Source organism: Mesorhizobium sp. L2C066B000 (genome assembly GCF_000502335.1).
In the GTDB taxonomy this organism is placed as follows: domain Bacteria; phylum Pseudomonadota; class Alphaproteobacteria; order Rhizobiales; family Rhizobiaceae; genus Mesorhizobium.
Genome location: NZ_AYWZ01000019.1, coordinates 53,153 through 77,124 on the forward strand (window position 1 = coordinate 53,153; position 23,972 = coordinate 77,124).

A 23,972-nucleotide genomic window follows, 5' to 3' on the forward strand; every position below is an offset into this window, starting at 1 on the left:
CGCCTATGAAAAAAGGGCCCGGCGACGGGCCCTTTTTCATCGGCTGGCCGGTTTACCGACACAGCGCCCCTGCTTTTCAGGTCAGATGTTGTTAGGTCAGGCGGCGACGCCCTCGGGTGCAAACTTGCCCAGGAAGTACCCGCACGCCTTCCAGATGGCGATCGAAATCAGAACGCTCGCATAGCCATCCACGGCATAATGCCAGCCAAGGACGACCGAGCCGACCATGATGATTGCGGCGAATGCCCACATCAAAAGGCCGGCCAACCATGAGCGGCGTGTTGCATAAAGCGCGAAAAGCACCGCCATCGCTACATGCATGGACGGGAAGGCGGATATGCCGAGACTGCCTGGCGTCGCCCCGATATAGCCGCTCCACACAATGTCCTGCGTGCTGAGCGCCCAGATCGGATAGATGCGATCGGCGGCGGCGAGTGCTTGCATCAGGGAATGATAGTCGCTGCCCAGCCCCAGTCGCTCGTAAAAGCACGGCCCTGCCGAAGACAGGCCCATCGCCAGGAAAAAACCCGCCAGTATCCACACGAGCATGAAGCTCATCAGGAACTGGTGACGCAGCTTCGTGTCCCTGCGCGTGACGCAAGCGATGAAGACCGAGGCGATAAGGACGACGAACCAGGAATTGTAAGCCAGGTTGAACGATCTTACGGCGAGCGGCGACTGGACGATAAACCATAGCCATTCATGGGGCGCTCGGCCGAAATGCAGCACCCGGTCGGCCTGAGCCAATGCGTGATCCCATGCGAATGGCGAAAGGATCGCGACCGCGCCTTTCAACACACCGAAAGCGGATATGAGCGCAATGCACGCGGCCAGACCATTCAGGCTGTTGGCGTTGCGCTCGGCGTCGCCGAAGACGCCGCCGATCGATCGCAGGAAAGTGCCGAGCGGCTCAGGATCCCGTTTGATGAGTGCAAGGTGAAAAAAGCTGCCGAGTGCGAAGGCGCAGCCACCGATCCAGAAAGCGAAAAGAAGGTATTGGGAATAGTCTTCCAGCACGCCGAAATCCGGCATGTTTCCGGTGCGCAGGCCGACCGCGGCTGCCAAAAGCAGGGCAGCGATGGCCATCGCGTGCAGCAGGCGGTGTCGCCGGTACGCGTCCGCCAAGGTGCGCAGAAAGGCCCGCCCGGCAGCTGCTTTTACCAACGGCTCTGATGTCGCAACCGAATGTTCCACGATTTTGAAAACCCAAACGCATCCCGGTACGGAGCACGTTATCACGGCGTGGTTTGATATTTTCCTAACGGACGTGGTGGATTGTGGCTGAGCGCATCTCCCCGAGGCGCGCGCCACCTCAACCGTTCAGCGCTGCTCGGATCTTCGCCGCGTTCTCCGTCAGCACTTCGGGCTTCTCCATCTGCCCCGTATGCGGCTTGAGCGCGATGCCTTCGAACCGCGGGATGACATGGACATGTAGGTGGTAGACGGTCTGGCCGGACGCCGGTTCGTTGAACTGCAGGATGGTGACCCCGTCAGCGCCGAAAGCCTTTTTGACCGCCAGCGCGACCGTTTGGACCGTGGTGAACAGCCGGCCGAGCGTCGCGGGATCGGCATCGAGCAGATTGCGCGACGGTGCTTTGGGCACTACCAGCGTGTGACCGGGGCCTTGCGGCATCACATCCATGAAGGCGACCACGGCATCATCCTCGTAGATGCGGTGCGAGGGGATTTCGCCGCGCAGGATCTTTGCGAAGATATTACTGGGGTCGTAGGCCTCGGTCATGGCGGCGCTCCGGGAGTATGCTCCCGGTGTAGCGAAGCTGTCCCGGACCGGCAAGATGGTCAGGTAAGATGGTCAGGTAAGATGGTCAGGTAAGATGGTCAGGCGAGGGCAGGGGCGGATCGCTATTCCTCAAGATCCTTGCGGAACGGCGTATGCTCTTCCAGGATTTCGCCCATCCGCTCGACCTCGCGGCGTTCCCGCCGGAGATAGTCGGCCACAGCATTGCGCAGGCCGGGATGTGCGATGTAGTGCGCCGAATGCATGGTCACGGGACGATAGCCGCGCGCCAGCTTGTGCTCACCCTGCGCGCCGGCCTCGACCACCTTCAGCTTACGCTCGATGGCGAAGTCGATGGCCTGATGGTAGCAAACTTCGAAATGCAGGAACGGGTGGTCCTCGATGCAGCCCCAATTGCGGCCGTAGAGCGCATCGGAGCCGATGAAGTTGATGGCGCCGGCGACATAGCGGCCATTGCGCTTGGCCATTACCAACAGGATATCCTGGGACATGCGCTCGCCGATCAGCGAGAAGAACTTGCGGTTGAGATAGGGCCGGCCCCATTTGCGGCTGCCGGTATCCATATAGAAGGCGAAGAAATCGTCCCAGGCCCTTTCGGTCAGGTCCTTGCCGGTCAGCCGGTCGATCGAGATATCGTTGGCGAGCGCCTCGCGCCGCTCCTTCTTCATCGCCTTGCGCTTGCGCGATGCCAGCGTGGCGAGGAAATCGTCATAGGTTGAAAAGCCTTCGTTGAAGAAGTGGAACTGCTGGTCGGTGCGGTGCAGGAAGCCGGCTGCTTCCAGCGTTGCAACGTCGCTTTCACTGGCGAAGGTGACATGCGCGGACGACACGCCGAGCTTTTCCGTCACCGCCTTCAGGCCCGCTGCGAGACCGGCCTTCACAATGGCGCTGTCCTCGCCTTTGCTGACCAGCAGGCGAGGGCCGGTGACCGGAGAGAACGGCACGGCGCATTGCAGTTTCGGATAGTAGTTGCCGCCGGCGCGTTCGAACGCATCGGACCAGCCGTGGTCGAAGACATATTCGCCCTGGCTGTGCGATTTGAGATAGCAGGGCACGGCGCCCAGCAATCTGCCTTGGGCATTTTCCAGTCTGAGATGATGACCTTGCCAGCCGGTACGCCGCACGGCGCAGCCGGAATCTTCAAGCGCGCTCAGAAAAGCATATGAAACGAGAGGGTTATAGCCATTTTCTGTGTCGCTGCGGGTTGTGCCGGTAAAGCCGTTCCACTCGTCGCAGGTGAAGGCATTGATGCCGGCGGCAACGCGGATGGAAAACTCCGCATTCGCCGTTTGCCCGTCACCTTCATCACCCTGATCCATGGGGCTTATTTAAGCTCTGTCGGGGCCGCTACAAGTCACGTTTCAGGCACTTCCATCAGGCGACATTGACCAGATCGGGTTCGAACCCTTCGAACGTCATCTGGTCGGCGTATTTGAAGGTGAGATCCACCGCCGGCTGGTCATGCACCGTCCAGGTGATGACAGGCATTTTAAGCCTTTCGCGCACGAAGCTGACGAACGGGTTCGGCAGATCGCCCGCGGCATAGGAGGTGAAGGCGAGGTCATGTGCCAGCATGGCAAAATGCGCCTCGATCAACTGGTTGTCCTGGCCATAGGCCGTGAGCCCGCCCGGAATTCCAGGCGCATCCCTGGGGAAGTCGCGGACCAGCCAGTGGTCGAACGACATGATCGCCGCCTTGCCCTTGTAGCGCTCCAGCATCTTGCCGACGCTCGCCACTAGGCCCTCGTCGTAGCCGGGCACGCCCTTCAATTCGATAATCATCGGCACACGGCCATCGACCACGTCGAGCACCTCCTGAAGTGTCGGCACATGGTCCTTGGTGCCGCCGATCCTGAGCGCCGTCATTTCCGCCGCCGTGCGCTGCCAGACGAAGCCGTCCTGGCCGGTCAACCGCCTGAGATCGCCGTCATGAATTATGACGGGGACGCGGTCGGACGACAGATGCACGTCGCATTCGATCGCATAGCCGCGCTCGGCGGCAGCCGCGAAGGCCGACAGCGTGTTTTCCCAGCGCGTCTTGTTCATGTCGTGAAAGCCGCGATGCGCCACCGGGCGGGCGGTCAGCCAGGAAAGGTCGGTCATTGTCTTGGTCCTGCTCATGCGACCTCGAAGACGGCTTCGATTTCCACTGCGGCATTAAGCGGCAGACAGGCGGTGCCGACGGCGGAGCGGGCATGCTTGCCGCGCTCGCCAAGGGCGGCGACCAGGAAATCGGAGGCGCCATTGGCGACCAGATGCTGCTCGACGAAATCCGGCACTGATGCAACAAAGACGGTGATCTTGACCAAACGCTGGATTTTTTCGAGATCGCCAAGTGCTGCTTTTGCCTGGGCCAAGACATTGATTGCGCAGTACTTTGCGCCTTCCTTGCCGGTTGCGGTATCGACGTCGCGGCCGAGCAGGCCGCTTGCCTGCAGCTTGCCGTCCTTGAGCGGCAACTGCCCGGCGGTGAACAAAAGATTGCCGGACCTGCAATAGGGCACATAGTTCGCGGCGGGCGCTGCGGCGGCAGGTATCGTCACGCCGAGATCGCTTAGCCGCTTTTCGATTGTTTCACTCATCGTATTTCCCTATTGCTTGGAGACGCCGCGCTGGCCGGGCCGAAATTGCTATTTTTGCCTCGCTTCCGCCACGACTTTTTTTAAGCTGGACCATCTTTACCTGCGGCCTGCCATCAGCTGCGACGATCGGAGCCCCTTATGCGCGCAACGCGCCTTGCCTTCCACGCCGTTCTCGTTCCGGTGCTGTTCTCGATGGCTCCAGCCTTTGCCGTGCCGGCGCTGCAGGCGCATCGCGCCGTCTACGATCTTACCCTCGACAAGGCGTCGGACCGCTCGGGCATCACCGGCATTTCCGGCCGCATGGTCTATGAGTTCAACGGCTCGCCCTGCGAGGGCTATACGGTAAAATTCCGTTTCGTCACCCAGATCGCCACCGGCGACAACACCAGGCTGACCGACCAGCAGACGACCACGTTCGAGGACGCCGAAGGCAAGACCTTCTCGTTCGTGACCAAATCCTTCGTCGACCAGAACCTAGACAAGGAGGTCAAGGGCACCGCCACGAAAGAGACCAAGGGCCTCAAGGTCGACATCGACAAGCCCGAGAAGAGCAGCCTGGAACTCGCCGCCACCCAGTTCCCGACCCAGCATCTGGTCGAACTGATCGGCAAGGCCGAGAAGGGCGAGAATTTCTACGAAACCAGCCTGTTCGACGGTTCGGAGGATGCCAACAAGGTGATGACCACCACCGTCATCGTCGGCAAGAAGGCCGAGGGCGACAAGGCCGACCCCGAAGCGCCGGCGCTGGCCAAGCTTGCCGGCGACAAATACTGGCCGGTCGACATCGCCTATTTCGACGAGACCGACAAATCGGGCGAAGAGGTGCCGGAATACCGCATCAGCTTCAAGCTGCACGAGAACGGCATCACCCGCGACCTCACAATGGACTATGGCGAGTTCTCGATGACCGGAAAGCTGGTCAACCTGTCGCTGTTCGATCAGACCAAGCCTTGCCCGGTCTCGAAATAGCAACAATGCGGCGCTGGCCACGGCAGGCTTGATGGCAGTTCCCGATGGCGGTCTATGTCGATGCGGCAATCTGGAAATGGGCCGGCCATCGCTGGTGCCACCTGATGGCCGACGATACGGACGAACTGCATCGTTTCGCCGCCGAGCTTGGCGTCAAGCGTTCGTCCTACCAAGGGCCGCCCAGGACATCGGCGCCGCACTATGACATAACCGGCTTCGAGCGCGACCGGGCGGTGCGGCTCGGCGCCATCGAATGCAGCCGCGAGGAGATCGTTGCGATCTTCAGGCGCGTACGGGTACCCAACGGAAAGGGCCGATCGTGACGCTAACGGCATTCCTGGCTTATTGCCTTGCCATCACACTTGCCGCCGCCACGCCGGGACCGGCGATGTTCACGGTGATCACCAACGGCGTGGCACGCGGCTTCCTGCGTGCGTTCGTCGCCGGAATGGGCATTGCCGCCGGCGATGCCGTGCTGGTCACCCTGGCACTGCTCGGGCTGGTGGCGCTGGCCCAGACCTTCGAATGGGTGTTTCTCCTGTTGAAATACGCCGGTGCGGCCTACCTGATTTTCCTCGGCATCAAGATGTGGCGGGCCGCGGCCGCGCAATCGGCCGCGCAAGGAATCCCCCAAACCGGATTGTCGCGTTCGTTCTTGCTTGGCGCCTCCGTGGCGCTCGGCAACCCGAAGGCGATCCTGTTCCACGCCTCGATCATGCCGCTGATCCTCAACCTCGACACCATGACGTTTGCCGACGGCCTGCTGGTGGTGGCAGTCGTCGTCGGCGCCAATATTCTCACCATGGGCATCTACGCCGCGCTGGCGGGCAGGGCATCCGGCTGGTTCAGGACGCCCGAACGCATGCGGCTGATTAACCGGTTCGCCGGCAGCGCCATGATCGGCACCGGAGCGCTGATTGCCGCACGCTGAGCGATGAAGCACCTCACCGCTTGCGTTTGCAGCGCTTCCCCTCTATATGCGCGCTCATTCCACACACGGACTTTGGTGTCTGCCCGGGAGAAATCCGGCTGAAACCTCCGGTGGCGTTCGAGGACAAAGTCCAAAAATGCCTGTGTCCGTGGAGGCTAACCGGAAAAGGAACTAAGAATGGCACTGCCTGATTTCAGCATGCGCCAGCTTTTGGAAGCTGGCATTCACTTCGGCCACCAGACCCACCGCTGGAACCCGAAGATGGCGCCTTACATCTACGGCGCCCGCAACAACATCCACATCATCGACCTGTCGCAGACGGTGCCTTTGCTGCACCAGGCTCTGAAGCAGGTTTCCGACACCGTTGCCAAGGGCGGCCGCGTGCTGTTCGTCGGCACCAAGCGCCAGGCGTCCGACATCGTCGCCGACGCCGCACAGCGTTCGGCCCAATACTATGTCAACTCGCGTTGGCTCGGCGGCATGCTGACCAACTGGAAGACGATCTCGAATTCGATCCAGCGCCTGCGCAAGCTCGACGAGATGCTGGCCGGCGAAGCCCAGGGCCTGACCAAGAAGGAACGCCTGAACCTCGACCGCGAGCGCGAGAAGCTCGACAAGGCGCTCGGCGGTATCAAGGACATGGGCTCGACGCCCGACCTGATGTTCGTCATCGACACCAACAAGGAAGCGATCGCCATCCTCGAGGCCAAGCGCCTCGGCATCCCGGTCGTTGCCATCATCGATTCGAACTGCGATCCGGACAAGATCGACTTCCCGATCCCCGGTAATGACGACGCGGCGCGCGCCATCCAGCTCTATTGCGACCTGATCGCCAAGGCTGCCATCGACGGCATCGCCCGCCAGCAGGGCGCGCTCGGCGTCGACATCGGCGCCTCGGTCGAAGCTCCGGTCGAACCGGCGCTTGATCCGGCTCCGGCCCCGGCTGCGGACGCTCCGGAAGCTTGACAATCGAAGGCCGGTTGCGGCCTTCATCATTCTCATATTTGGCACGCTAGACAGACGCATCACCGAGTACCGGTGGTGCGTCGGTGCATTTAAAACAAAGAGGCGACAATGAGCATTTCGGCTGCACAGGTCAAAGAACTCCGCGACTTGACCGGCGCGGGCATGATGGACTGCAAGGCGGCGTTGACCGAGACCAACGGCAACATCGAAGAGGCCGTCGACTGGCTGCGCAAGAAGGGCATTTCCAAGGCCGACAAAAAGGCTGGCCGTACTGCCGCCGAAGGCCTGATCGGCGTCGACTCCGGCGTCCGCGAGGCCGCCATCGTCGAGGTTAACTCCGAGACCGATTTCGTGGCCCGCAACGAGCAGTTCCAGGAGATCGTTCGCAATGTCGCCAAGGTCGCGCTTGCTTATGGCACGACGGAGGCTGTCTCTGCCGCAAAGTATCCGGGTTCGGACAAGTCGGTCACTGACACCATCAAGGACGCCGTTGGCACCATTGGCGAGAACATGAGCTTCCGCCGTTCGGCCAAGCTCACCGTCCCGCACGGTGCTGTCGCAACCTACGTCCACAATGCGGTTGCCGATGGTCTTGGCAAGCTCGGCGTTCTGGTCGCGATCGAGACGACGGGCAATGAGCATGCCGCCAACGCCTTTGGCCGCCAGGTCGCCATGCATGTCGCCGCCACCAACCCGCTGGCGTTGACCGCCGAGCAGATCGATCCGGCAGCGGTCGAGCGCGAGAAGGCGATCTTCGCCGACCAAGCGCGCCAGTCCGGCAAGCCGGAAGCGATCATCGAAAAGATGGTCGAAGGCCGCCTGCGCAAGTTCTACGAGGAAGTCGTGCTCCTCAAGCAGGCCTTCGTGCTCAATCCCGACATCACTGTCGAGCAGGCGCTGAAGGATGCCGAGAAGGACATCGGCGCTCCGGCCAAGATCTCCGCCTATCTGCGCTTTGCGCTGGGCGAAGGCATCGAAAAGGAAGAGACCGATTTCGCGGCGGAAGTCGCGGCGGCGGTGAAGAAGTAGTTTTAAAAATAGCCCCGAAAAGGGCTTCTCAGCTCAGGCAACTCGGCCGGGTGTCCGCAAGGATGCTCGGCCGATTTCTTGTGCGGTGTCGATGAAGGCCCTGAGCTTTGGCGCCATCGACGCCCTGCGCGGGAAGTAGAGGAAGAGGCCGGGCTCCTCGATCGCCGTTTGCGGCAGGATCTGAACGAGGCGGCCGGCGGCCAATTCCGCGCGCACCAGCGGCTCGAACACATAGATCAGCCCGACGCCGGCAAGCGCAAGGTCGATCGCGGCCAGCGAATCGGTAACGATGACCGTACCCTTCGTCTCGGCCACGACATCCTTGCCGTCCTCGGTCAGGTCCCAGCGATAGAGTGCGCCGGAGCGCACAAGCCGGTAGCCGACGCAATTGTGGTCCGAAAGATCCGTCACACCGCGCGGACGGCCATGCCGGCCGACATAGGCGGGGGAGGCGACGATCACGGCGTTGAATGGCGGCGTCAGCCGGACCGTGACCATGTCCTGTGCGATCATCTCGCCCAGCCGGATGCCGGCATCAAAACCCTCGCCGACAATGTCCACCAGCCCCTGGTCGGTGAGCAATTCGATGGTCACATCAGGATAGCGTTCAGCCATCGCGGCGACCACGGGAGTGACGGCAAGTGGAACGGCGATGTTGGGAACGTTCAACCTGAGCAAGCCGGAGGGCCGGCCCTTGATGGCTCGGATGCGGTCCATCCGGTCGGCGATATCCTGGAGAGCAGGGGCTGCCGTGTCCACCAGCGCCTTGCCGGCTTCCGTCAGCGAGACGCTGCGCGTGGTGCGCGCAAACAGCGGCTGGCCGATCCGCTCCTCCACGAGGCGCACCGCATGGCTGACGGCGGATGGGGACATGCCCAGTTCGGCCGCGGCAAGCGCAAAGCCGCCGCGTCGGGCAACGGCGACGATGACAGGCAGATGACTGAGCAGATCCCGGTCCATTCATGCATGATATCGCATAGTCCTTGCAAACACTTCAATCTTCTCGATGCCGACAGGCTGACCCATATTGCCATCACCGATGCACAAAGGAGAAGAGAGATGGATGCCTTGAAACACGCTACCTTCGCCGCAGGCCTTGCCCTAGCGCCGGTCGATGCCGGCGGCGCCGAGCCGTCCGGTTGGCGCGCGCTCGCCGACGAACGCGCCGTCATCCGCATCGCCGATGCCATCGACCGTGCCGTCGATGCGCAGGACTGGAAGCTTGCCCGCTCCTATTTCGCCGACCGTGTCACCGTCGACTTCAGCAGCCTGTCAGGACAGCCTGCCGCCACCATCCCCTCCGACAATCTGATCGGTACCTGGGCCGGCAACCTCAGGGGCAGCAAGACCAGCCTGCATCTGCGCACCAATCACCAGGTGATCTTTGAGGCGGACGCGGCGACCGTCTCTTCGAACGGCTATGCCTGGAACCGGATGGAAGGCAATGGCGACCCGCTGTGGGAAGTCTGGGGCACCTACGAGCACCATCTGGTTCGCTCCGGGACCGGCTGGAAAGTCGACGGCTTCGTTTTCCGCGCCACGCATGAGCGCGGCAATCCCTGGGTCAAGATGACGCCTGGCCAGTGAGCCGGCGTCAAGAAATCAGGATAGGAAAAACACCATGACCATGAGCTATTACACACTGGGCAACAGCGGCCTGCGCGTCAGCCGGTTGGCACTGGGCACCATGACCTTTGGCACCGAATGGGGCTGGGGCGCGGACAGGGAAACCGCGCGCGCCATGGCCGACGCCTATGTCGAGGCCGGCGGCAATTTCTTTGACACCGCCGACCTCTACACCGGCGGCACAGCCGAAACCTGGCTCGGCGAATTCATCGCCGAGCGAGGCTTGCGCGACAGAGCGGTGATCGCCACGAAATTCACCTTCAACGCGGAGCCCGGCAATCCGAACGCCGGTGGCAATGGCCGCAAGAACATCTTGCGCGCCGTGGACGCCTCGCTGAAGCGGTTGGGCACTGACTATATCGACCTCTACCTCCTCCATGTCTGGGACGGGCTGACGCCGGCCGAGGAGGTCATGCGCACGATGGATGATCTCGTGCGTGCGGGCAAAATTCGCCATGTCGGCCTGTCCGATGTGCCGGCCTGGTATGCTGCCCGCGCGCAGACGATCGCCGAGTGGCGCGGCTACGAGCCGGTGTCGGCCCTGCAGCTTGAATATTCGCTGGCGGAGCGTTCGATCGACAATGAGTTCGTGCCCTTCGGCATCCGCCATGGCGCAGGAATCATGGTGTGGAGCCCGCTGGCCAGCGGGCTGCTCAGCGGCAAGTACCGGCCGACGCAGGACGGCCATGTCGGCCGGCTCGACGGCTTTCGCAACACCACTCATCCGGGGTTCCAGAAGTTCACCGAGCGCAACTGGGAGATTGTGGCGGAACTCGAAAAGTTGCCGCCGAACTCGGACGCACCATGGCGCAGGTCGCGCTCAATTGGGTGGCAACGCAACCGGGCATTGCCGCCGTGATTCTTGGCGCCACCAAGCTGGCGCAGTTGCAGGACAATCTGGCGGCGTTGGATTTCACGTTACCCGCCGAGCTTCGCGCGCGGCTGGATACGGTCAGCAAGACACCGCCGCCATTCCCGTACGCCTATTTCGGGTCCGACATACAAGCCCGGGTTACCGGCGGCGCCGTAACCGGCGACAAGCCGTTGGGTTATGCGCCGCCGCTGCTGGTCGAGGGCGACGCCGTCAGCATCACCAGCAACTGACGGGCCGCGACGGGAAGGCGGAATTGGGCGAGGGGCGCCGCGTGACATCGCGGCGCCCTTCGTGTATCGGAACTCGGCATCGCGCCAGCGGCGGCGCCCGCGCGAGGGCGGCCTGCCCAGGCTGCCACACGCAATAATGACGAGGTCCAGATGACGGCAAAGCCCCTCTATCGACGTGTCCTGCTGAAAGCGTCGGGCGAAGCGTTGATGGGCGAGCAGCATTTCGGCATCGATGTCTCGGTGGTCGACCGAATCGCCGCCGACATCGCCGAAGCCCGCGCACTTGGTATCGAGGTCGGCGTCGTCATTGGCGGCGGCAATATCTTTCGCGGCGTGGCGGTGGCATCCAAGGGCGGCGACCGTGTCACCGGCGACCACATGGGCATGCTGGCCACCGTCATCAACTCGCTGGCGCTGCGCACCTCGCTGAACAAGATCGGCGTCGACGCCGTCGTGCTGTCGGCCATAGCCATGCCCGAACTTTGCGAGAGTTTTTCCCAGCGCCAGGCCACCGCCTATATGAACCAGGGCAAGGTCGTCATTTTCGCCGGCGGCACCGGCAATCCGTTCTTCACCACCGATTCGGCCGCGGCCTTGCGCGCCGCCGAGATCGGCGCCGACGCGCTGTTCAAGGGCACCCAGGTCGACGGCGTCTATTCGGCCGATCCCAAGAAGGATCCGAATGCGACCCGCTTCGAGCGCATCAGCCATGCCGAAGTCATCAACAAGGGCCTTTCGATCATGGATACCGCCGCAATTGCACTTGCGCGCGAAAACAACATCCCGATAATCGTCTATTCGATCCACGAAAAAGGTGGTTTCGGCGATATTCTGCGGGGCGGCGGCCGTTGCACGATCGTCGCCGACGAATAATCCGGAGTATACTCTCCTAAAAAGGCTCAGTTTTCGAAAGAGGGTCCGGATATAGGCCCTAAGCAGTGAACCCGGATCAAACGGGTCGAGGAGACTAAGATGAGTGGTGAGTTCGACGACCTCAAGCGGCGCATGGATGGCGCGATCGCCGCCTTCAAGCACGATCTGGCTTCGCTGCGCACCGGCCGTGCCTCCAGCAATCTGCTCGACGCCATCCAGGTCCAGGCCTACGGCACCACCATGCCCATCAACCAGGTGGCGAACGTGTCGGTGCCGGAGCCGCGCATGATCTCGGTTTCGGTATGGGACAAGTCGATGGTCGGCGCGGTCGACCGTGCCATCAGAGAATCCAATCTCGGCTTCAATCCGATCGTCGACGGCACCAATCTCAGAATTCCGCTGCCCGAGCTCAACGAGCAGCGCCGCAAGGAACTGGTCAAGATTTCGCATGGCTACGCCGAGAACGCCCGCGTCGCGGTGCGCCATGTCCGTCGCGACGGCATGGACTTCTTGAAGAAGGCGGAAAAGGACGGCGACATCAGCGAGGACGATCAGCGCAAGCGCTCCGATCAGGTCCAGAAGCTGACCGACGAAACGATCAGCACCATCGATCACCTGCTTTCCGATAAGGAAGCTGAAATCATGCAGGTCTAGGGTCGGCCCACACCGGCCCGAAAGCGAGACAATGGCAACGCCCGCGCATGTCGCGATCATCATGGATGGAAACGGACGCTGGGCCAAGGCGCGCGGCATGCCGCGGCTTGCCGGCCATCGCGCCGGCGTCGAAGCGCTGCGCAAGACGGTGCGCGCCGCGCCCGGTCTCGGCATTTCCTTCCTGACCGTCTACGCCTTTTCGTCGGAAAACTGGTCGCGGCCCAAGGCCGAAGTCAGCGACCTGATGGGGCTTTTGAAGCTGTTCATCCGCCGCGATCTGGCCGAACTGCACCAGAACGGCGTGCGCGTCAGGATCATCGGTGACAGGGCGGGGCTGCAGCCGGACATCAGGGGCCTGCTCGAAGAGGCCGAATCGCTGACTGCGCGCAATGAATCGCTGACCTTGGTCATCGCCTTCAACTATGGCGGGCGCGACGAGATCGTGCGCACGGCACGCAAGCTCGCAGCCGCAGTGGCGCGCGGCGAGATCGACGCAGAGGCGATCACGGCAGACACTTTTGCCGGCGCCCTCGACACCGCAGGCATTCCCGATCCGGAGCTGGTCATCCGCACCAGTGGCGAGCTTCGGCTGTCGAACTTCCTTCTGTGGCAGGCAGCCTACAGCGAACTGGTTTTTCTGCCTTGCTACTGGCCTGACTTCAGCCGCGAACACCTGGCCGACGCATTGCGCGATTTTGCTGGCCGCGAGCGCCGTTTTGGCGGGCTTGCCGCTCAAGATGTCGCTGCCTCGTGATCGGCGGCGGGATGAACAATCTTCAGCTTCGCATCGTCTCGGCGCTGGTGCTGGCCGCAATAGCGCTTGGCCTGACCTGGTTGGGAGGGCTGTGGTTCCGCCTGCTTTGCGCCGGGATATCGGCGGTCATCTTCTATGAATGGGCGCGCATGTCGCGCCCCTTGGCCGGTGCGACCCTCGGCTTCATTCCCGAAGCGCTGCTTCTGGTTTTCTTCGTCGCCCTGGTTGCAGGCGTGCCGGCATCGTGGCTTCTGTCTCTTGTCCTGGCCATGGTTGTGGTCGCTGCTGTCGGCGCCCTTATGCGTGGAGCGGCGCAATGGGATGCAGCCGGTCTTGCCTACGCGGCTTTGTCCGGCTTATCGCTGGCGCTGCTGCGCGGCGGCGACCATCCCGGCCTGGTCGCAATCCTGTTTCTGTTCGCCGTGGTCTGGGCGACCGACATCTTCGCCTATTTCGTCGGCCGCTCCGTCGGTGGGCCCAAGCTCGCGCCATCTATATCCCCCGGCAAGACGCAGAGCGGCGCGCTTGGCGGCGCTGTCGGCGGCGTGGCCGCCGGCGTGCTTCTGGCTGCCGCCGCCGGGGCCGGCAATCTTGGCGTCCTCGCCTTGGTTGCGCTGGTGCTGTCGATTGTTGCCCAGGCTGGCGATCTCTTCGAATCCTGGGTCAAGCGCCGCCACGGCCGCAAGGATTCAAGCGCGTTGATACCCGGGCATGGCGGTGTCATGGACAGGGTGGACGGGCTTGTCGCGGCGGCTTTTGCCCTATACGTGATCGGCTGGATTTCGGCGGGCGCCGATCATCCGGCGCAGGGGCTGTTTCCGGCTTGAGTGATATTTCACGGCGAAGAAATGGCGCACGCCACGGATTCGCCTGGATTGATGTCACAGTCGCGGCGACACCTTTATGCCGCAGGTGAATTTGAGGGCATGACTTGAACGAAATTCTTCACGCGTTTTTCAGCACTGAAGGCTTTGTCCTCGGCACGCTGGTGCCGTTTCTGTTCGTGCTGACCGTGGTCGTCTTCATTCACGAAATGGGACATTACCTCGTCGGCCGCTGGTGCGGCATTGGCGTGAAGGCCTTTTCGATCGGCTTCGGCCCCGAACTTCTCGGCTTCAACGACAGCCACGGCACGCGCTGGAAGCTCTGCGCCATACCGCTCGGTGGTTATGTCAAATTCGTCGGCGACATGAGCGCCACGTCGAGCCAGCCGAGTTCGGAAGATCTGGAAACGCTGACTGACGCTGAACGCAAGGTCGCCTTCCACACGCAACCCATCTGGAAACGCGCCGCCACGGTGGTGGCCGGACCGCTGTTCAACTTCCTTTTGACCATTGCCGTCTTTGCCGTGCTGTTTTCCCTCTATGGCCGCCCTGTGTTTGAGCCGATGGTGGCGGCGGTCACCGCCGGCAGTCCAGCCGAAAGGGCCGGCATTTTGCCAGGCGACCGATTCGTCGCCGTCGACGGCAGCAAGGTTGAGACCTTCGCCGACGTCCAACGCCTGGTCTCAGGCCGCGGCGGCGACGCCATCACCTTCACCATGTTGCGCGACGGCAAGGAGGTCACCGTCGTCGCGACGCCGGAGCCGATGGAGCAGCTGGACGCGCTGGGCAACAAGGTCAAGGTGGCCGTCATCGGCGTCGTCAACAACAAGGATGTCGGCCAGCCCAGGCTGATCACCTACAGCCCTGTCGGAGCAGTCGGCGCCGCGGTCGAGGAGACGGGGCACGTCATTCAGCGCACCGGCCAGTTCCTGCAGCGATTCGTTGTCGGCCGCGAAGACAAATGCCAGCTGGGCGGCCCGATCAAGATCGCCAAGATGTCGGGGCAGGCGGCAAAGCTGGGCTTCCTATGGCTGGTGCAACTCGTCGCCGGGCTGTCGGTCGGGATCGGAATTCTGAACCTTTTGCCGATTCCCCCCCTCGACGGCGGCCACCTCCTGTTCTACGCACTCGAAGCCGTTTTCCGGCGTCCGGTATCGGAGCGGATGATGGAAATGGGATACCGGGCCGGCCTCTTTCTGGTGCTGGGATTTATGGGCTTCGTCTTCTGGAACGATCTGTTTGGGTGCTGAAATCATCAAGAAATTTGGCTTCAGCACCGGCAATGTTGAGACGCCGTTTACCATGCAGGGGGGTATGCGTGACGCGAAAGCCACGCATCAGGGTTAAGTAATTACAAATTAACCAGAAGCCTTGCGTGTAGGGAAAATCCGGTTAATACGGTAGGAGAAATTACCGCACGTCCGGTTTTCTCGCCGTGGGGACTTCGAGAAAAGGTACAAAAGCCCGATGAAGGCAGCATCCAAATTTTTGAGCGCCGCGTCCGCGGTGGCTATGTCCGCCGCTCTGGTTGTACCAGGTGCGCTCGCCGTGCAGTTCGTTGCCACATCTGCGGCGCAGGCAGCCGTTGTCTCGAGAGTCGAGGTCAGCGGCAACCAGCGTGTCGACGCCGACACCATCCGCAACTACATCACGATCAAGCCGGGCAAGGCGTTTTCCAGCGCCGATATCGACGATGCGGTCAAGGCGCTGTTCGGCACCGGGCTGTTCTCGGACGTGCAGATCAATCAGGTCGGTTCGACGCTGGTGGTCAAGGTTGCCGAATATCAGGTCGTCAACCAGGTTCTGTTCCAGGGCAACAAGAAGCTCAAGGACAATGCGCTGGCAGTCGCCGTGCAGTTGAAGCCGCGCGGGACGTTCTCGCAGGCAACGCTGGACTCCGATGTCGAGGCGGTGAAGGCTGCCTACAGGCGGATTGGCCGCGATGACGCCACTGTCACGACGCAGATCATGGATCTCGGCGACAACCGGGTGAACGTGGTCTTCAACATCAACGAAGGCGGCCGCACCAAGATCGCCGCTGTCAATTTCGTCGGCAACAGCGCCTATTCGAGCCGCCGCCTGTCTGACGTCATCGCCACCAAGCGCTCGAGCTTCCTGTCCTTCGTGCTGCGTGACGACGTCTATGACGAGGACAAGCTCCGCGCAGACCAAGAATCGCTGCGCCGCTTCTATTACAATCACGGCTATGCCGACTTCCAGGTGGTCTCAGCTGTCGGCGAGCTCGACGACACGACCAACCAGTACACCGTTACCATTACCGTGCAGGAAGGCGACCGCTATACGTTCGGCGACGTCAGCGTCGAGAGCACCATTCCCGAAGTCGACTCGAAGGCGCTGGAATCGGTGGTTCAGACCCACAAGGGCGACGTCTACAACGCCAAGGATGTCGAAGACACCATCATCGCGCTGACCGAAAAGGTCGCGGGTTCGGGCTATGCCTTCGCCCAGGTGACGCCGCGCGGCGATCGCAACTTCGAGAACCACACCATTTCGGTCGTCTATACGATCGACCAGGGCACCAAGGCCTATATCGAGCGCATCGAAATCCGCGGCAACGACCGCACGCGCGACTATGTCATTCGTCGTGAGTTCGATGTGAGCGAAGGCGACGCCTTCAACCAGGTTCTCATCCAGCGCGCGAAGAAGCGGCTGGAAAAGCTGGATTACTTTGAGAAAGTCGACGTTTCGACTGTCCCGGGTTCTGAGCCAGACCAGGTCGTGCTCGTGGTTGACGTAGTCGAGAAATCGACCGGCGAGTTCTCGGTTGGCGCAGGATATTCGACCGGTGGCGACACTGCCGGTCCGTCCGTCGAAGGTTCGGTCGCGGAGCGCAACTTCCTCGGTCGTGGCCAGTACATCAAGGTTTCGGCCGGTGGCGGCAAGAATTCGCGCGACTACAGCCTGTCCTTCACCGAACCCTATTTCCTCGGGCGCCGTATCGCTGCCGGCTTCGACATCTTCCAGCAGACGCGCAACTACGACCACTATGACAGCGAGACGCTGGGTGCGACGGTGCGCTTCGGCCTGCCGATCACCGACAATATCTCGACGCAGCTGGCGTATAATATCGCCCAGGAGAAGTACAAGTTCGACGACGACTGCGATGACAACGACGACGGCACGCTGGGCGATTGCGACGTCTCGGAAGCGATTAAGCAAGGTATTGCGGAGAGCCCGTGGATCAAGTCGTCCGTCAGTCTTGGCTTGGTCTACAACACCATCGACGACATGAAGAGCCCGCATGAAGGCATTTACGCCACCACGACTGTGGAAGTGGCCGGCCTTGGTGGTGATGCCAAATTCGTCAAGGTTACCGGTCGTGGCACTGTCTATCAGACCTTGTCCGAACAGTTGGATCTGGTCGGCCTGATCTCGGGCGGCGCCGGCCACATCCAGGGCTTCGGCGGTGACGGCTTGCGTATCTTCGATCAGTTCCAGAGCAGCGACCGCATGATCCGCGGCTTCGAGTATGGTGGCATTGGCCCTGTGGACCTCAACACAGGTGACCACCTCGGCGGAACCACCTATTTCAATGCGTCGGCGGAAGCCCAGTTCCCGATACCGGTCATTCCGGAAAGCTTTGGTGTGCGCGGCGCCGTGTTTGCCGATGCCGCAACGCTGTATGGCAGCAAGATTAACACTCCTTTGGTCAATCAGGGGTCAGTCGACTTGGAACTGCGCGCTTCGGTTGGTGTCGGCTTGTTGTGGTCATCGCCTTTTGGCCCGATCCGCATTGACTACGCGATGCCCGTCAAGAAGGAAAAGACCGACGACGTGCAGGAATTCAACTTCGGCATGTCGAGCCGCTTCTGATCTTGCGGTAACGATGCTTCCGGGCCGTTGGGGTCCGGAAGAGAATTGATCCGACCTAGCTGGATATTGCTTCTGGAATGACCGATCCGGTGTTCTTCGCGCCATCACGCCGGTATACGGCCGGCGAAGTCGCGAATCTGACCGGCGCATCGCTCGTCGATTCCGATCTTGCCCACATATCGATCGACGCTTTGGCGCCAGCCAATGAAGGCGGCGAGGGTGCGCTCGTCTTCGTCGACGGCAAGCGCAATTTCGCGCTGATGCAGTCGCTGAAGGCGGCGGCCGTGTTTTGTCCCGCCGAGTTCGCCGGCAAGGCGCCGGCCGGCATTGCGGTTCTGGTGCATCCGCGCCCGCAGCAGGCCTTCGCCATGATCGGCCGGCTGCTGTTCCCGACGGCGGCGACGCCGGGACCGATGACCAGCGAAACCGGGGTCTCGCCGCAAGCTCATGTCGATACCACGGCGCATATCGAGGCAGGCGCGATCATCGAGGCCGGAGCCGTCGTCGGCCCGCGTGCTTCCATCGGCAGCGGAACGGTCATTGCCCCCCACGCCGTTATCGGTCCGTCATGCCAGATCGGCCGCGACGGCTATATCGGACCAGGTGTCAGCGTCCAGTACGCGCTGATCGGCAACCGCGTCATCATTCATGGCGGCGCCAGGATCGGCCAGGACGGCTTCGGCTTTGTCGGCGGCGCCAAAGGCCCTGAGCGTGTGCCGCAGGTCGGCCGCGTTATCATTCAGGACGATGTCGAAATCGGCTCGAACACGACCGTCGATCGCGGCGCCATGTCGGATACGGTCATCGGTCAGGGGACCAAGATCGACAATCTGGTGCAGATCGCCCATAACGTTCGCATCGGCCGCAATTGCATTATTGCCGGGCTCTCTGGTATTTCCGGCTCCGTCACCGTCGGCGACGGTGTCACCATGGGGGGCGGCGTTGGCCTTGCCGATCATTTGACCATCGGATCAGGGGCCAAGCTTGCTGCAAGAAGCGGGTTCATGAGCAACGTGCCGGCGGGCGAGATCTGGGGAGGCTATCCGGCGCAGCCGATGGCGGAAGCCATGCGTGAGATCGCCATGCTGAGGAAGCTTGCCAGGACGCGCAAGCAGGGCGAAGGGGGAAGTAGCTGAGATGGTGCCGGCGACGCTCGAAGCGGTCGATATATTGGGGTTGATGAAGCTTTTGCCGCATCGCTATCCCTTCCTGATGATCGACCGCATCATCGATATCGACGGCAATGATTCTGCCATCGGCATCAAGAACGTGACCATCAATGAGCCGCATTTCCAGGGCCATTTCCCGGATCAGCCGGTGATGCCGGGCGTGCTCATCGTCGAGGCTATGGCGCAGACGGCCGGCGCGATCTGCATCCGTAACCTCAACACGGAAAAGCCGTCGCTGGTCTATTTCCTGACCATCGACAACGCGAAATTCCGCAAACCGGTCGTCCCGGGCGACCAGTTGAAGATCCACGTCAAGAAAATCAAGATGCGCGGCAACCTGCTCAAATTCGCCTGCGAGGCCATGGTGGAGGGCACAAAGGCCGCCGAAGCCGAGATCTCGGCAATGATGGTTACCGGCTGACGGTTCGAAATGCTCATGAAAATACAGACTTCAATCCACCCCTCGGCCGTCATCGAGGCCGGCGCGCAGATCGGCGAAGGCGCCTCCATAGGACCTTTCTGCTACGTCGGCGCTGACGCCGTGATCGGTGACCGCGTCGAACTGGTCAGCCATGTCTCGGTGCTGGGCGCGACAACCATTGGCGCCGCGACCAAGGTCTATCCGATGGCGACACTGGGCGGACCGCCGCAGAACACCAAGCACAAGGGCGGCCGCACCACTTTGGTCATCGGCCAGAACTGCACGATCCGCGAAGGCGTGACCATGCATCTCGGCACCGATTCCAGCCGCGGCGAGACGACCGTCGGCGACAACGGCAATTTCCTTGCCTATGCCCACATTGCCCATGATTGCGTCGTCGGTAAAAACGCCACCTTCGCCAATGGCGCGACCCTGGGCGGCCATTGCGAGGTCGGTGACAGCGTTTATATTGGCGGCCTCAGCGCCGTTCATCAGTTCGTGCGTATTGGTGACAACGCCTTTCTCGGCGGCTGCTCGGCTTTCGTCGGCGATGTCATTCCCTACGCCATTGCGGTGGGCAATCGCGCCAGCCTGCGTGGACTCAACATCATCGGCCTGAAGCGCGCCGGGTTGCCGCGCGCCGAAATCTACCTGCTGCGCAAGGCTTACAAGACCATCTTCGACCGCTCCCGCACTGTCGGCGAGAACATCGAATTCGCCAAGGCCGAGTTTGCGTCGTCGCCGACGGCCATGAAAATCATCGATTTCATCACCAGTCGCGGCAAGCGGCATTTTGCCGTCCCGTCGCTTAAGGGTGGCGACGGCGACGATGCCGATGACGAAGGCTGAGGCCACTTCAACGGGCCTCGATCTTGCGCCGGACGCCAGGGTCGGCATCATTGCCGGCGGCGGTAGCTTGCCGGTCGAAGTTGCCGCCGGCCTGGCGGAGGCCGGACATCCGCCCGTCATCATCCTGGTCGAAGGTCAGGCCGACCGTCAGTCCGACCTCACAATCTATGAGCATGAAAGCCTTGCGCTGGAAGACATCGGCTCGCTGGTTGCGTTGCTGAGGCGCCGGCGGATCACCCATCTTGTGCTTGCCGGCGAGATCAGGCGCAGGCCGCGGTTGGTCGACATGCGTCCGAACCTTGGGCTACTGGCACTTATACCCTCGCTCGCCATGGCGCTTGCCCGCGGCGATGACGGGCTGTTGAAGATATTGACCCGCGGCCTGGAGGCACGGGGCGTCAAGGTTGTCGGTGCGCATGAAGTCGTGCCCCGGCTCGTCGCGGCCGAAGGGCCGCTGACCAAAGCAGTGCCGCGAAAGTCCGACTGGCGCGATATCGAGGCGGCACATGCGGCGGCAAAGGCCATCGGCGCGCTCGACATTGGTCAGGCGGCAATTGCCATCGGTGGCCGCACTGTTGCCCTGGAAGGCGTCGAGGGCACCCACGGACTGCTCGAGCGGACGCAGCAGTTGCGCGGCCATGGCAGGCTGGCCGGCAAGACGCGCGGTGTCCTGGTCAAATGCGCCAAGCCTGGCCAGGAATTGCGTGCCGATCTGCCATCTATCGGCCCCCGGACCGTCGAGGCGGCGCATGCCGCGGGGCTCGCCGGCATTGCCGTCGAAGCCGGCCGTTCGCTCATCCTCGAAGGCCCCGCCGTTGTCGCGCGCGCCAATGCGCTCGGCCTGTTCGTGTTCGGCCTGCCGGCTGCGGAGTCTGTCCATGGCAGCTGAGAAGCCGCTGAAGATTGCCATCGTCGCCGGCGAAGAATCCGGCGACCTGCTGGGCGCCGACATCGTGCAGGCGCTGAAGCGCATAACCGGGCGCGAGGTGCAACTCGTCGGCACTGGCGGGCGGCATCTGCAGGCGCTCGGACTGGCGCCGCTGTTCGACGGCGCCGAGATCGCGCTGATGGGGCTCAGCGCCATCCTGCGTGACTTGCCGCGCCTGATGCGGCGGATCAGCCAGACGGCAAGTGCTGTCGCCGCCGAAAAACCCGACTGTCTGATCACCATCGACAGCCCCGATTTCTCGCTGCGCGTCGCCAAAAAGATCCGCGCCGCCGATCCGTCGATCCCGATCGTCCATTATGTCTGCCCGAGCGTCTGGGCGTGGCGGCCGGGTAGGGCGGCCGCGATGAAGCCCTATGTCGACCACATACTGTGCATCCTGCCTTTCGAGGTAAAGGAGCTCAGCCGTCTCGGCGGCCCGCCCGGCACTTACGTCGGACATCGCCTCACGCATGATCCAGGCGTGCAGGGCGCGGCCAGGGCGCAAGCCCAGCCACGCGATCTCTCTGCCGATCACGTCAAGACGCTGCTCGTCCTGCCAGGGTCGCGGCGCGGCGAGGTGAGCCGGCTTATCGGTCCGTTCGGCGAGACGGTGTCGGCGCTGCGCGCGCGTGGCCACCGGCTGCGGCTGTTGCTGCCGACGGTGCCGCATGTCGCCGAACTGGTCAAAACATCGGTGGCGCGCTGGGATCAGGAGCCGGAAATTATCCTCGATCCCGAGCGCAAATGGCAGGCCTTCGGCAAGGCCGATGCGGCGCTGATCGCGTCTGGAACGGTGTCACTGGAACTGGCGATGTCGGGTGTACCGATGGTCTCTTGCTACAAGTTCGATCCGATCATGCTGATGGCGCAGAGCCTGATCACGGTGTGGAGCGCTGCTTTGCCCAACCTTATTGCCGACCGGCCGGTCGTGCCGGAAAGCTACAACCAGTATGTGCGGCCGCACTATCTGGCGCGGCAGCTGGAGGCACTGTTCTCAGACACCGCCTACCGCGCTTGGCAAAAGGACGGCTTTGGCGAGGTTGCCAGACGCATGGCCACCGACAGGCCCTCCGGCGACATCGCCGCCGATGTCGTTCTTCGCCACATCGGGAGAGCGAATAGGGCTTAGTAAGGAGTGAACGATGAATAGTGAATAGCGAATAGTGAATAGCGAATAGTGAATAGTGAATAGTGAATAGTGATTAATGCGCTCTCGCTATAATCAAGCTGCTACTTACTACCTGCTACTTACTACATGCTATTCACTACTTACCATTCACCATTCACTCTCTTTCACCTTTTCGCAATCGGCACGTAGTCGCGTTCCGGGGCGCCGGTATAGAGCTGGCGCGGGCGGCCGATCTTCTGGTGCGGGTCCTCGATCATTTCCTTCCACTGCGCGATCCAGCCGACGGTGCGGGCGACCGCGAACAGCACGGTGAACATGGTGGTGGGGAAGCCCAGCGCCTTCAGCGTGATGCCGGAATAGAAATCGACGTTCGGATAGAGCTTCTTTTCGATGAAGTAGGAATCGGTCAGCGCGATCTTTTCCAGCTCCATGGCGATGTCGAGTAGCGGATCGTCCTTGATGCCGAGTTCGCCGAGTACCTCATGCGCCGTCTTCTGCATGATTTTCGCACGAGGATCGTAGTTCTTGTAGACGCGATGGCCGAAGCCCATCAGCCGGAACGGATCGTTCTTGTCCTTGGCGCGGGCGATGAATTCCGGGATGTGGTCGACATGGCCGATTTCTCCCAACATGTTGAGCGCCGCCTCATTGGCGCCGCCATGCGCCGGGCCCCACAGGCAGGCGATGCCGGCGGCGATGCAGGCGAACGGATTGGCGCCCGACGAGCCTGCAAGCCGCACGGTCGAGGTCGAGGCGTTCTGCTCGTGGTCGGCATGCAGGATGAAGATCCGCTCCATGGCGCGCGCCAGCACCGGATTGATCTTGTATTCCTCGCACGGAACCGCAAAGCACATATGCAGGAAGTTGGCGGCGAAGTTCAGCTCGTTCTTCGGGTAAATGAAGGGCTGGCCGATATGGTATTTGTAGGCCATGGCCGCAATCGTCGGCATCTTGGCGATCAGCCGCATCGAGGCGACCATGCGCTGATACGGGTCCGAAATGTCGGTGGAGTCGTGATAGAAGGCCGACAGCGCGCCGACCACGCCGCACATCACAGCCATCGGATGCGCGTCGCGGCGGAAGCCGGTGAAGAAGCGCGACATCTGCTCGTGCACCATGGTGTGGCGCGTCACCCGGTAGTCGAAATCGTCCTTCTGTGCCTTGGTCGGCAGTTCGCCGTAGAGCAGGAGGTAGCAGACTTCGAGGAAGTCGCCATGCTCGGCCAGCTGGTCGATGGGATAGCCGCGGTGAAGCAGGATGCCGGCATCGCCGTCGATGAAGGTTATCGCCGACTCGCAGCTCGCCGTCGAAGTGAAGCCGGGATCGTAGGTGAAGGCGCCGGTGGTGTTGTAGAGCGCACCGATGTCGATGACGTCGGGCCCGACCGACCCGCTTCGCACCTTGAATTCATGCGTCTTGCCGGCCAGTTCGAGCGTGGCAGTCGACGGGTGCGTCGTCTTGCTGCCGGTTTCCAGTCTCGTCGCAGCTTCGCTCATTCTCAAACTCCTTCATGTTCCTCATGCCGGCAAGGCAATTCCTGCAAACGACACGTCGAAATCACCGGAATGCGC

The 23,972-nt window shown here is 62.1% G+C and carries 24 protein-coding genes and 1 pseudogene; 18 read left to right on the plus strand and 7 right to left on the minus strand.

The features are described from left to right. Positions 1 to 96: 96 nt before the first annotated feature. The 5 genes from X733_RS0135720 to X733_RS139585 all read right to left on the minus strand — a co-directional run bounded on the left by X733_RS0135720 (position 97) and on the right by X733_RS139585 (position 4,341). Complete coding sequence (locus X733_RS0135720) at positions 97 to 1,032, minus strand: phosphatase PAP2 family protein (RefSeq protein ID WP_031194021.1); 936 nt, start codon at positions 1,030 to 1,032, stop codon at positions 97 to 99. A 280-nt stretch (positions 1,033 to 1,312) separates the two neighbouring features. Further along, positions 1,313 to 1,741: an HIT family protein gene (locus X733_RS139600; RefSeq protein ID WP_023684683.1), complete on the minus strand. Its 429-nt coding sequence runs from the start codon at positions 1,739 to 1,741 to the stop codon at positions 1,313 to 1,315. Between the two features lie 122 nt (positions 1,742 to 1,863). After that, complete coding sequence (locus X733_RS139595) at positions 1,864 to 3,078, minus strand: GNAT family N-acetyltransferase (RefSeq protein ID WP_023693439.1); 1,215 nt, start codon at positions 3,076 to 3,078, stop codon at positions 1,864 to 1,866. 55 nt (positions 3,079 to 3,133) lie between these two features. Beyond that, positions 3,134 to 3,862, minus strand: coding sequence for a glycerophosphodiester phosphodiesterase (locus tag X733_RS139590; RefSeq protein ID WP_023819941.1), 729 nt, complete (start codon positions 3,860 to 3,862; stop codon positions 3,134 to 3,136). 14 nt (positions 3,863 to 3,876) lie between these two features. After that, positions 3,877 to 4,341, minus strand: coding sequence for a RidA family protein (locus X733_RS139585; RefSeq protein WP_023684686.1), 465 nt, complete (start codon positions 4,339 to 4,341; stop codon positions 3,877 to 3,879). Between the two features lie 138 nt (positions 4,342 to 4,479). Here X733_RS139585 and X733_RS139580 point away from each other — a divergent pair, with 138 nt between their 5' ends. The 5 genes from X733_RS139580 to tsf all read left to right on the plus strand — a co-directional run bounded on the left by X733_RS139580 (position 4,480) and on the right by tsf (position 8,236). Continuing rightward, a complete protein-coding gene (locus tag X733_RS139580) occupies positions 4,480 to 5,310 on the plus strand; it encodes a cell envelope integrity EipB family protein (RefSeq protein WP_023684687.1) in 831 nt (276 codons plus the stop codon). A gap of 44 nt (positions 5,311 to 5,354) precedes the next feature. Beyond that, the gene (locus X733_RS139575) at positions 5,355 to 5,633 is read left to right on the plus strand and encodes a DUF4031 domain-containing protein (RefSeq protein ID WP_023671020.1); all 279 of its coding nucleotides are present in this window, start codon (positions 5,355 to 5,357) and stop codon (positions 5,631 to 5,633) included. Beyond that, positions 5,630 to 6,241 carry a LysE family translocator gene (locus X733_RS139570; protein WP_023688582.1) on the plus strand — a complete coding sequence of 204 codons (612 nt, stop codon included), beginning with the start codon at positions 5,630 to 5,632 and terminating at the stop codon, positions 6,239 to 6,241. The genes X733_RS139575 and X733_RS139570 overlap by 4 nt, the downstream gene beginning before the upstream one ends. A gap of 177 nt (positions 6,242 to 6,418) precedes the next feature. Further along, positions 6,419 to 7,207: a 30S ribosomal protein S2 gene (gene rpsB, locus X733_RS139565; RefSeq protein WP_023671022.1), complete on the plus strand. Its 789-nt coding sequence runs from the start codon at positions 6,419 to 6,421 to the stop codon at positions 7,205 to 7,207. A gap of 108 nt (positions 7,208 to 7,315) precedes the next feature. Continuing rightward, the gene (tsf, locus tag X733_RS139560) at positions 7,316 to 8,236 is read left to right on the plus strand and encodes a translation elongation factor Ts (protein ID WP_023684688.1); all 921 of its coding nucleotides are present in this window, start codon (positions 7,316 to 7,318) and stop codon (positions 8,234 to 8,236) included. Positions 8,237 to 8,269: 33 nt separating this feature from the next. Here the strand turns inward: tsf and X733_RS139555 are convergent, their stop codons facing one another. Then, positions 8,270 to 9,196, minus strand: a complete 927-nt coding sequence (locus tag X733_RS139555) for a LysR family transcriptional regulator (RefSeq protein WP_023819942.1) — start codon at positions 9,194 to 9,196, stop codon at positions 8,270 to 8,272. A gap of 99 nt (positions 9,197 to 9,295) precedes the next feature. Here X733_RS139555 and X733_RS139550 point away from each other — a divergent pair, with 99 nt between their 5' ends. The 13 genes and pseudogenes from X733_RS139550 (at position 9,296) to lpxB (ending at position 22,401) form a co-directional block, all read left to right on the plus strand. Further along, positions 9,296 to 9,823, plus strand: coding sequence for a nuclear transport factor 2 family protein (locus X733_RS139550; protein ID WP_023671025.1), 528 nt, complete (start codon positions 9,296 to 9,298; stop codon positions 9,821 to 9,823). 34 nt (positions 9,824 to 9,857) lie between these two features. Continuing rightward, a pseudogene (locus X733_RS01000000166655) lies at positions 9,858 to 10,966 on the plus strand (aldo/keto reductase). A gap of 150 nt (positions 10,967 to 11,116) precedes the next feature. Beyond that, positions 11,117 to 11,839 (plus strand): UMP kinase, encoded by a 723-nt coding sequence (pyrH, locus tag X733_RS139545; protein WP_023671026.1) that lies wholly within the window; start codon positions 11,117 to 11,119, stop codon positions 11,837 to 11,839. Positions 11,840 to 11,938: 99 nt separating this feature from the next. After that, positions 11,939 to 12,493: a ribosome recycling factor gene (gene frr, locus X733_RS139540; RefSeq protein WP_023671027.1), complete on the plus strand. Its 555-nt coding sequence runs from the start codon at positions 11,939 to 11,941 to the stop codon at positions 12,491 to 12,493. Continuing rightward, positions 12,474 to 13,247, plus strand: a complete 774-nt coding sequence (locus X733_RS0135730) for an isoprenyl transferase (protein WP_280790565.1) — start codon at positions 12,474 to 12,476, stop codon at positions 13,245 to 13,247. The genes frr and X733_RS0135730 overlap by 20 nt, the downstream gene beginning before the upstream one ends. A gap of 11 nt (positions 13,248 to 13,258) precedes the next feature. Further along, a complete protein-coding gene (locus X733_RS139535) occupies positions 13,259 to 14,074 on the plus strand; it encodes a phosphatidate cytidylyltransferase (RefSeq protein ID WP_023819943.1) in 816 nt (271 codons plus the stop codon). Between the two features lie 104 nt (positions 14,075 to 14,178). Next, positions 14,179 to 15,321 (plus strand): RIP metalloprotease RseP, encoded by a 1,143-nt coding sequence (gene rseP, locus X733_RS139530; RefSeq protein ID WP_023688578.1) that lies wholly within the window; start codon positions 14,179 to 14,181, stop codon positions 15,319 to 15,321. Between the two features lie 217 nt (positions 15,322 to 15,538). Further along, positions 15,539 to 17,905, plus strand: a complete 2,367-nt coding sequence (gene bamA / locus X733_RS139525; RefSeq protein WP_023726649.1) for an outer membrane protein assembly factor BamA — start codon at positions 15,539 to 15,541, stop codon at positions 17,903 to 17,905. Between the two features lie 77 nt (positions 17,906 to 17,982). Next, positions 17,983 to 19,041, plus strand: coding sequence for a UDP-3-O-(3-hydroxymyristoyl)glucosamine N-acyltransferase (gene lpxD, locus X733_RS139520; protein ID WP_023671032.1), 1,059 nt, complete (start codon positions 17,983 to 17,985; stop codon positions 19,039 to 19,041). 1 nt (position 19,042) lies between these two features. Next, positions 19,043 to 19,495: a 3-hydroxyacyl-ACP dehydratase FabZ gene (gene fabZ / locus X733_RS139515; RefSeq protein ID WP_023671033.1), complete on the plus strand. Its 453-nt coding sequence runs from the start codon at positions 19,043 to 19,045 to the stop codon at positions 19,493 to 19,495. Positions 19,496 to 19,510: 15 nt separating this feature from the next. After that, complete coding sequence (gene lpxA / locus X733_RS139510; protein WP_023819945.1) at positions 19,511 to 20,344, plus strand: acyl-ACP--UDP-N-acetylglucosamine O-acyltransferase; 834 nt, start codon at positions 19,511 to 19,513, stop codon at positions 20,342 to 20,344. Beyond that, positions 20,331 to 21,233 carry a UDP-2,3-diacylglucosamine diphosphatase LpxI gene (lpxI, locus tag X733_RS139505; RefSeq protein WP_023700726.1) on the plus strand — a complete coding sequence of 301 codons (903 nt, stop codon included), beginning with the start codon at positions 20,331 to 20,333 and terminating at the stop codon, positions 21,231 to 21,233. Before lpxA ends, lpxI begins: the two co-directional genes overlap by 14 nt. Continuing rightward, complete coding sequence (lpxB, locus tag X733_RS139500) at positions 21,223 to 22,401, plus strand: lipid-A-disaccharide synthase (protein ID WP_023700725.1); 1,179 nt, start codon at positions 21,223 to 21,225, stop codon at positions 22,399 to 22,401. Before lpxI ends, lpxB begins: the two co-directional genes overlap by 11 nt. Positions 22,402 to 22,565: 164 nt before the next feature. Here the strand turns inward: lpxB and gltA are convergent, their stop codons facing one another. Then, positions 22,566 to 23,897: a citrate synthase gene (gene gltA / locus X733_RS139495; protein WP_023671037.1), complete on the minus strand. Its 1,332-nt coding sequence runs from the start codon at positions 23,895 to 23,897 to the stop codon at positions 22,566 to 22,568. Positions 23,898 to 23,972 lie beyond the last annotated feature (75 nt).

What these genes read in the sequence shown, in the direction of transcription:
- X733_RS0135720 (WP_031194021.1), bottom strand. Translation starts at nt 1,032, where the DNA reads ATGCCGGATTTCGGCGTGCTGGAAGACTATTCCCAATACCTTCTTTTC.
- X733_RS139600 (WP_023684683.1), bottom strand. Translation starts at nt 1,741, where the DNA reads ATGACCGAGGCCTACGACCCCAGTAATATCTTCGCAAAGATCCTGCGC.
- X733_RS139595 (WP_023693439.1), bottom strand. Translation starts at nt 3,078, where the DNA reads ATGGATCAGGGTGATGAAGGTGACGGGCAAACGGCGAATGCGGAGTTT.
- X733_RS139590 (WP_023819941.1), bottom strand. Translation starts at nt 3,862, where the DNA reads ATGACCGACCTTTCCTGGCTGACCGCCCGCCCGGTGGCGCATCGCGGC.
- X733_RS139585 (WP_023684686.1), bottom strand. Translation starts at nt 4,341, where the DNA reads ATGAGTGAAACAATCGAAAAGCGGCTAAGCGATCTCGGCGTGACGATA.
- X733_RS139580 (WP_023684687.1), top strand. Translation starts at nt 4,480, where the DNA reads ATGCGCGCAACGCGCCTTGCCTTCCACGCCGTTCTCGTTCCGGTGCTG.
- X733_RS139575 (WP_023671020.1), top strand. Translation starts at nt 5,355, where the DNA reads ATGGCGGTCTATGTCGATGCGGCAATCTGGAAATGGGCCGGCCATCGC.
- rpsB (WP_023671022.1), top strand. Translation starts at nt 6,419, where the DNA reads ATGGCACTGCCTGATTTCAGCATGCGCCAGCTTTTGGAAGCTGGCATT.
- tsf (WP_023684688.1), top strand. Translation starts at nt 7,316, where the DNA reads ATGAGCATTTCGGCTGCACAGGTCAAAGAACTCCGCGACTTGACCGGC.
- X733_RS139555 (WP_023819942.1), bottom strand. Translation starts at nt 9,196, where the DNA reads ATGGACCGGGATCTGCTCAGTCATCTGCCTGTCATCGTCGCCGTTGCC.
- X733_RS139550 (WP_023671025.1), top strand. Translation starts at nt 9,296, where the DNA reads ATGGATGCCTTGAAACACGCTACCTTCGCCGCAGGCCTTGCCCTAGCG.
- pyrH (WP_023671026.1), top strand. Translation starts at nt 11,117, where the DNA reads ATGACGGCAAAGCCCCTCTATCGACGTGTCCTGCTGAAAGCGTCGGGC.
- frr (WP_023671027.1), top strand. Translation starts at nt 11,939, where the DNA reads ATGAGTGGTGAGTTCGACGACCTCAAGCGGCGCATGGATGGCGCGATC.
- X733_RS139535 (WP_023819943.1), top strand. Translation starts at nt 13,259, where the DNA reads ATGAACAATCTTCAGCTTCGCATCGTCTCGGCGCTGGTGCTGGCCGCA.
- bamA (WP_023726649.1), top strand. Translation starts at nt 15,539, where the DNA reads ATGAAGGCAGCATCCAAATTTTTGAGCGCCGCGTCCGCGGTGGCTATG.
- lpxD (WP_023671032.1), top strand. Translation starts at nt 17,983, where the DNA reads ATGACCGATCCGGTGTTCTTCGCGCCATCACGCCGGTATACGGCCGGC.
- fabZ (WP_023671033.1), top strand. Translation starts at nt 19,043, where the DNA reads ATGGTGCCGGCGACGCTCGAAGCGGTCGATATATTGGGGTTGATGAAG.
- lpxA (WP_023819945.1), top strand. Translation starts at nt 19,511, where the DNA reads ATGAAAATACAGACTTCAATCCACCCCTCGGCCGTCATCGAGGCCGGC.
- lpxI (WP_023700726.1), top strand. Translation starts at nt 20,331, where the DNA reads ATGACGAAGGCTGAGGCCACTTCAACGGGCCTCGATCTTGCGCCGGAC.
- lpxB (WP_023700725.1), top strand. Translation starts at nt 21,223, where the DNA reads ATGGCAGCTGAGAAGCCGCTGAAGATTGCCATCGTCGCCGGCGAAGAA.
- gltA (WP_023671037.1), bottom strand. Translation starts at nt 23,897, where the DNA reads ATGAGCGAAGCTGCGACGAGACTGGAAACCGGCAGCAAGACGACGCAC.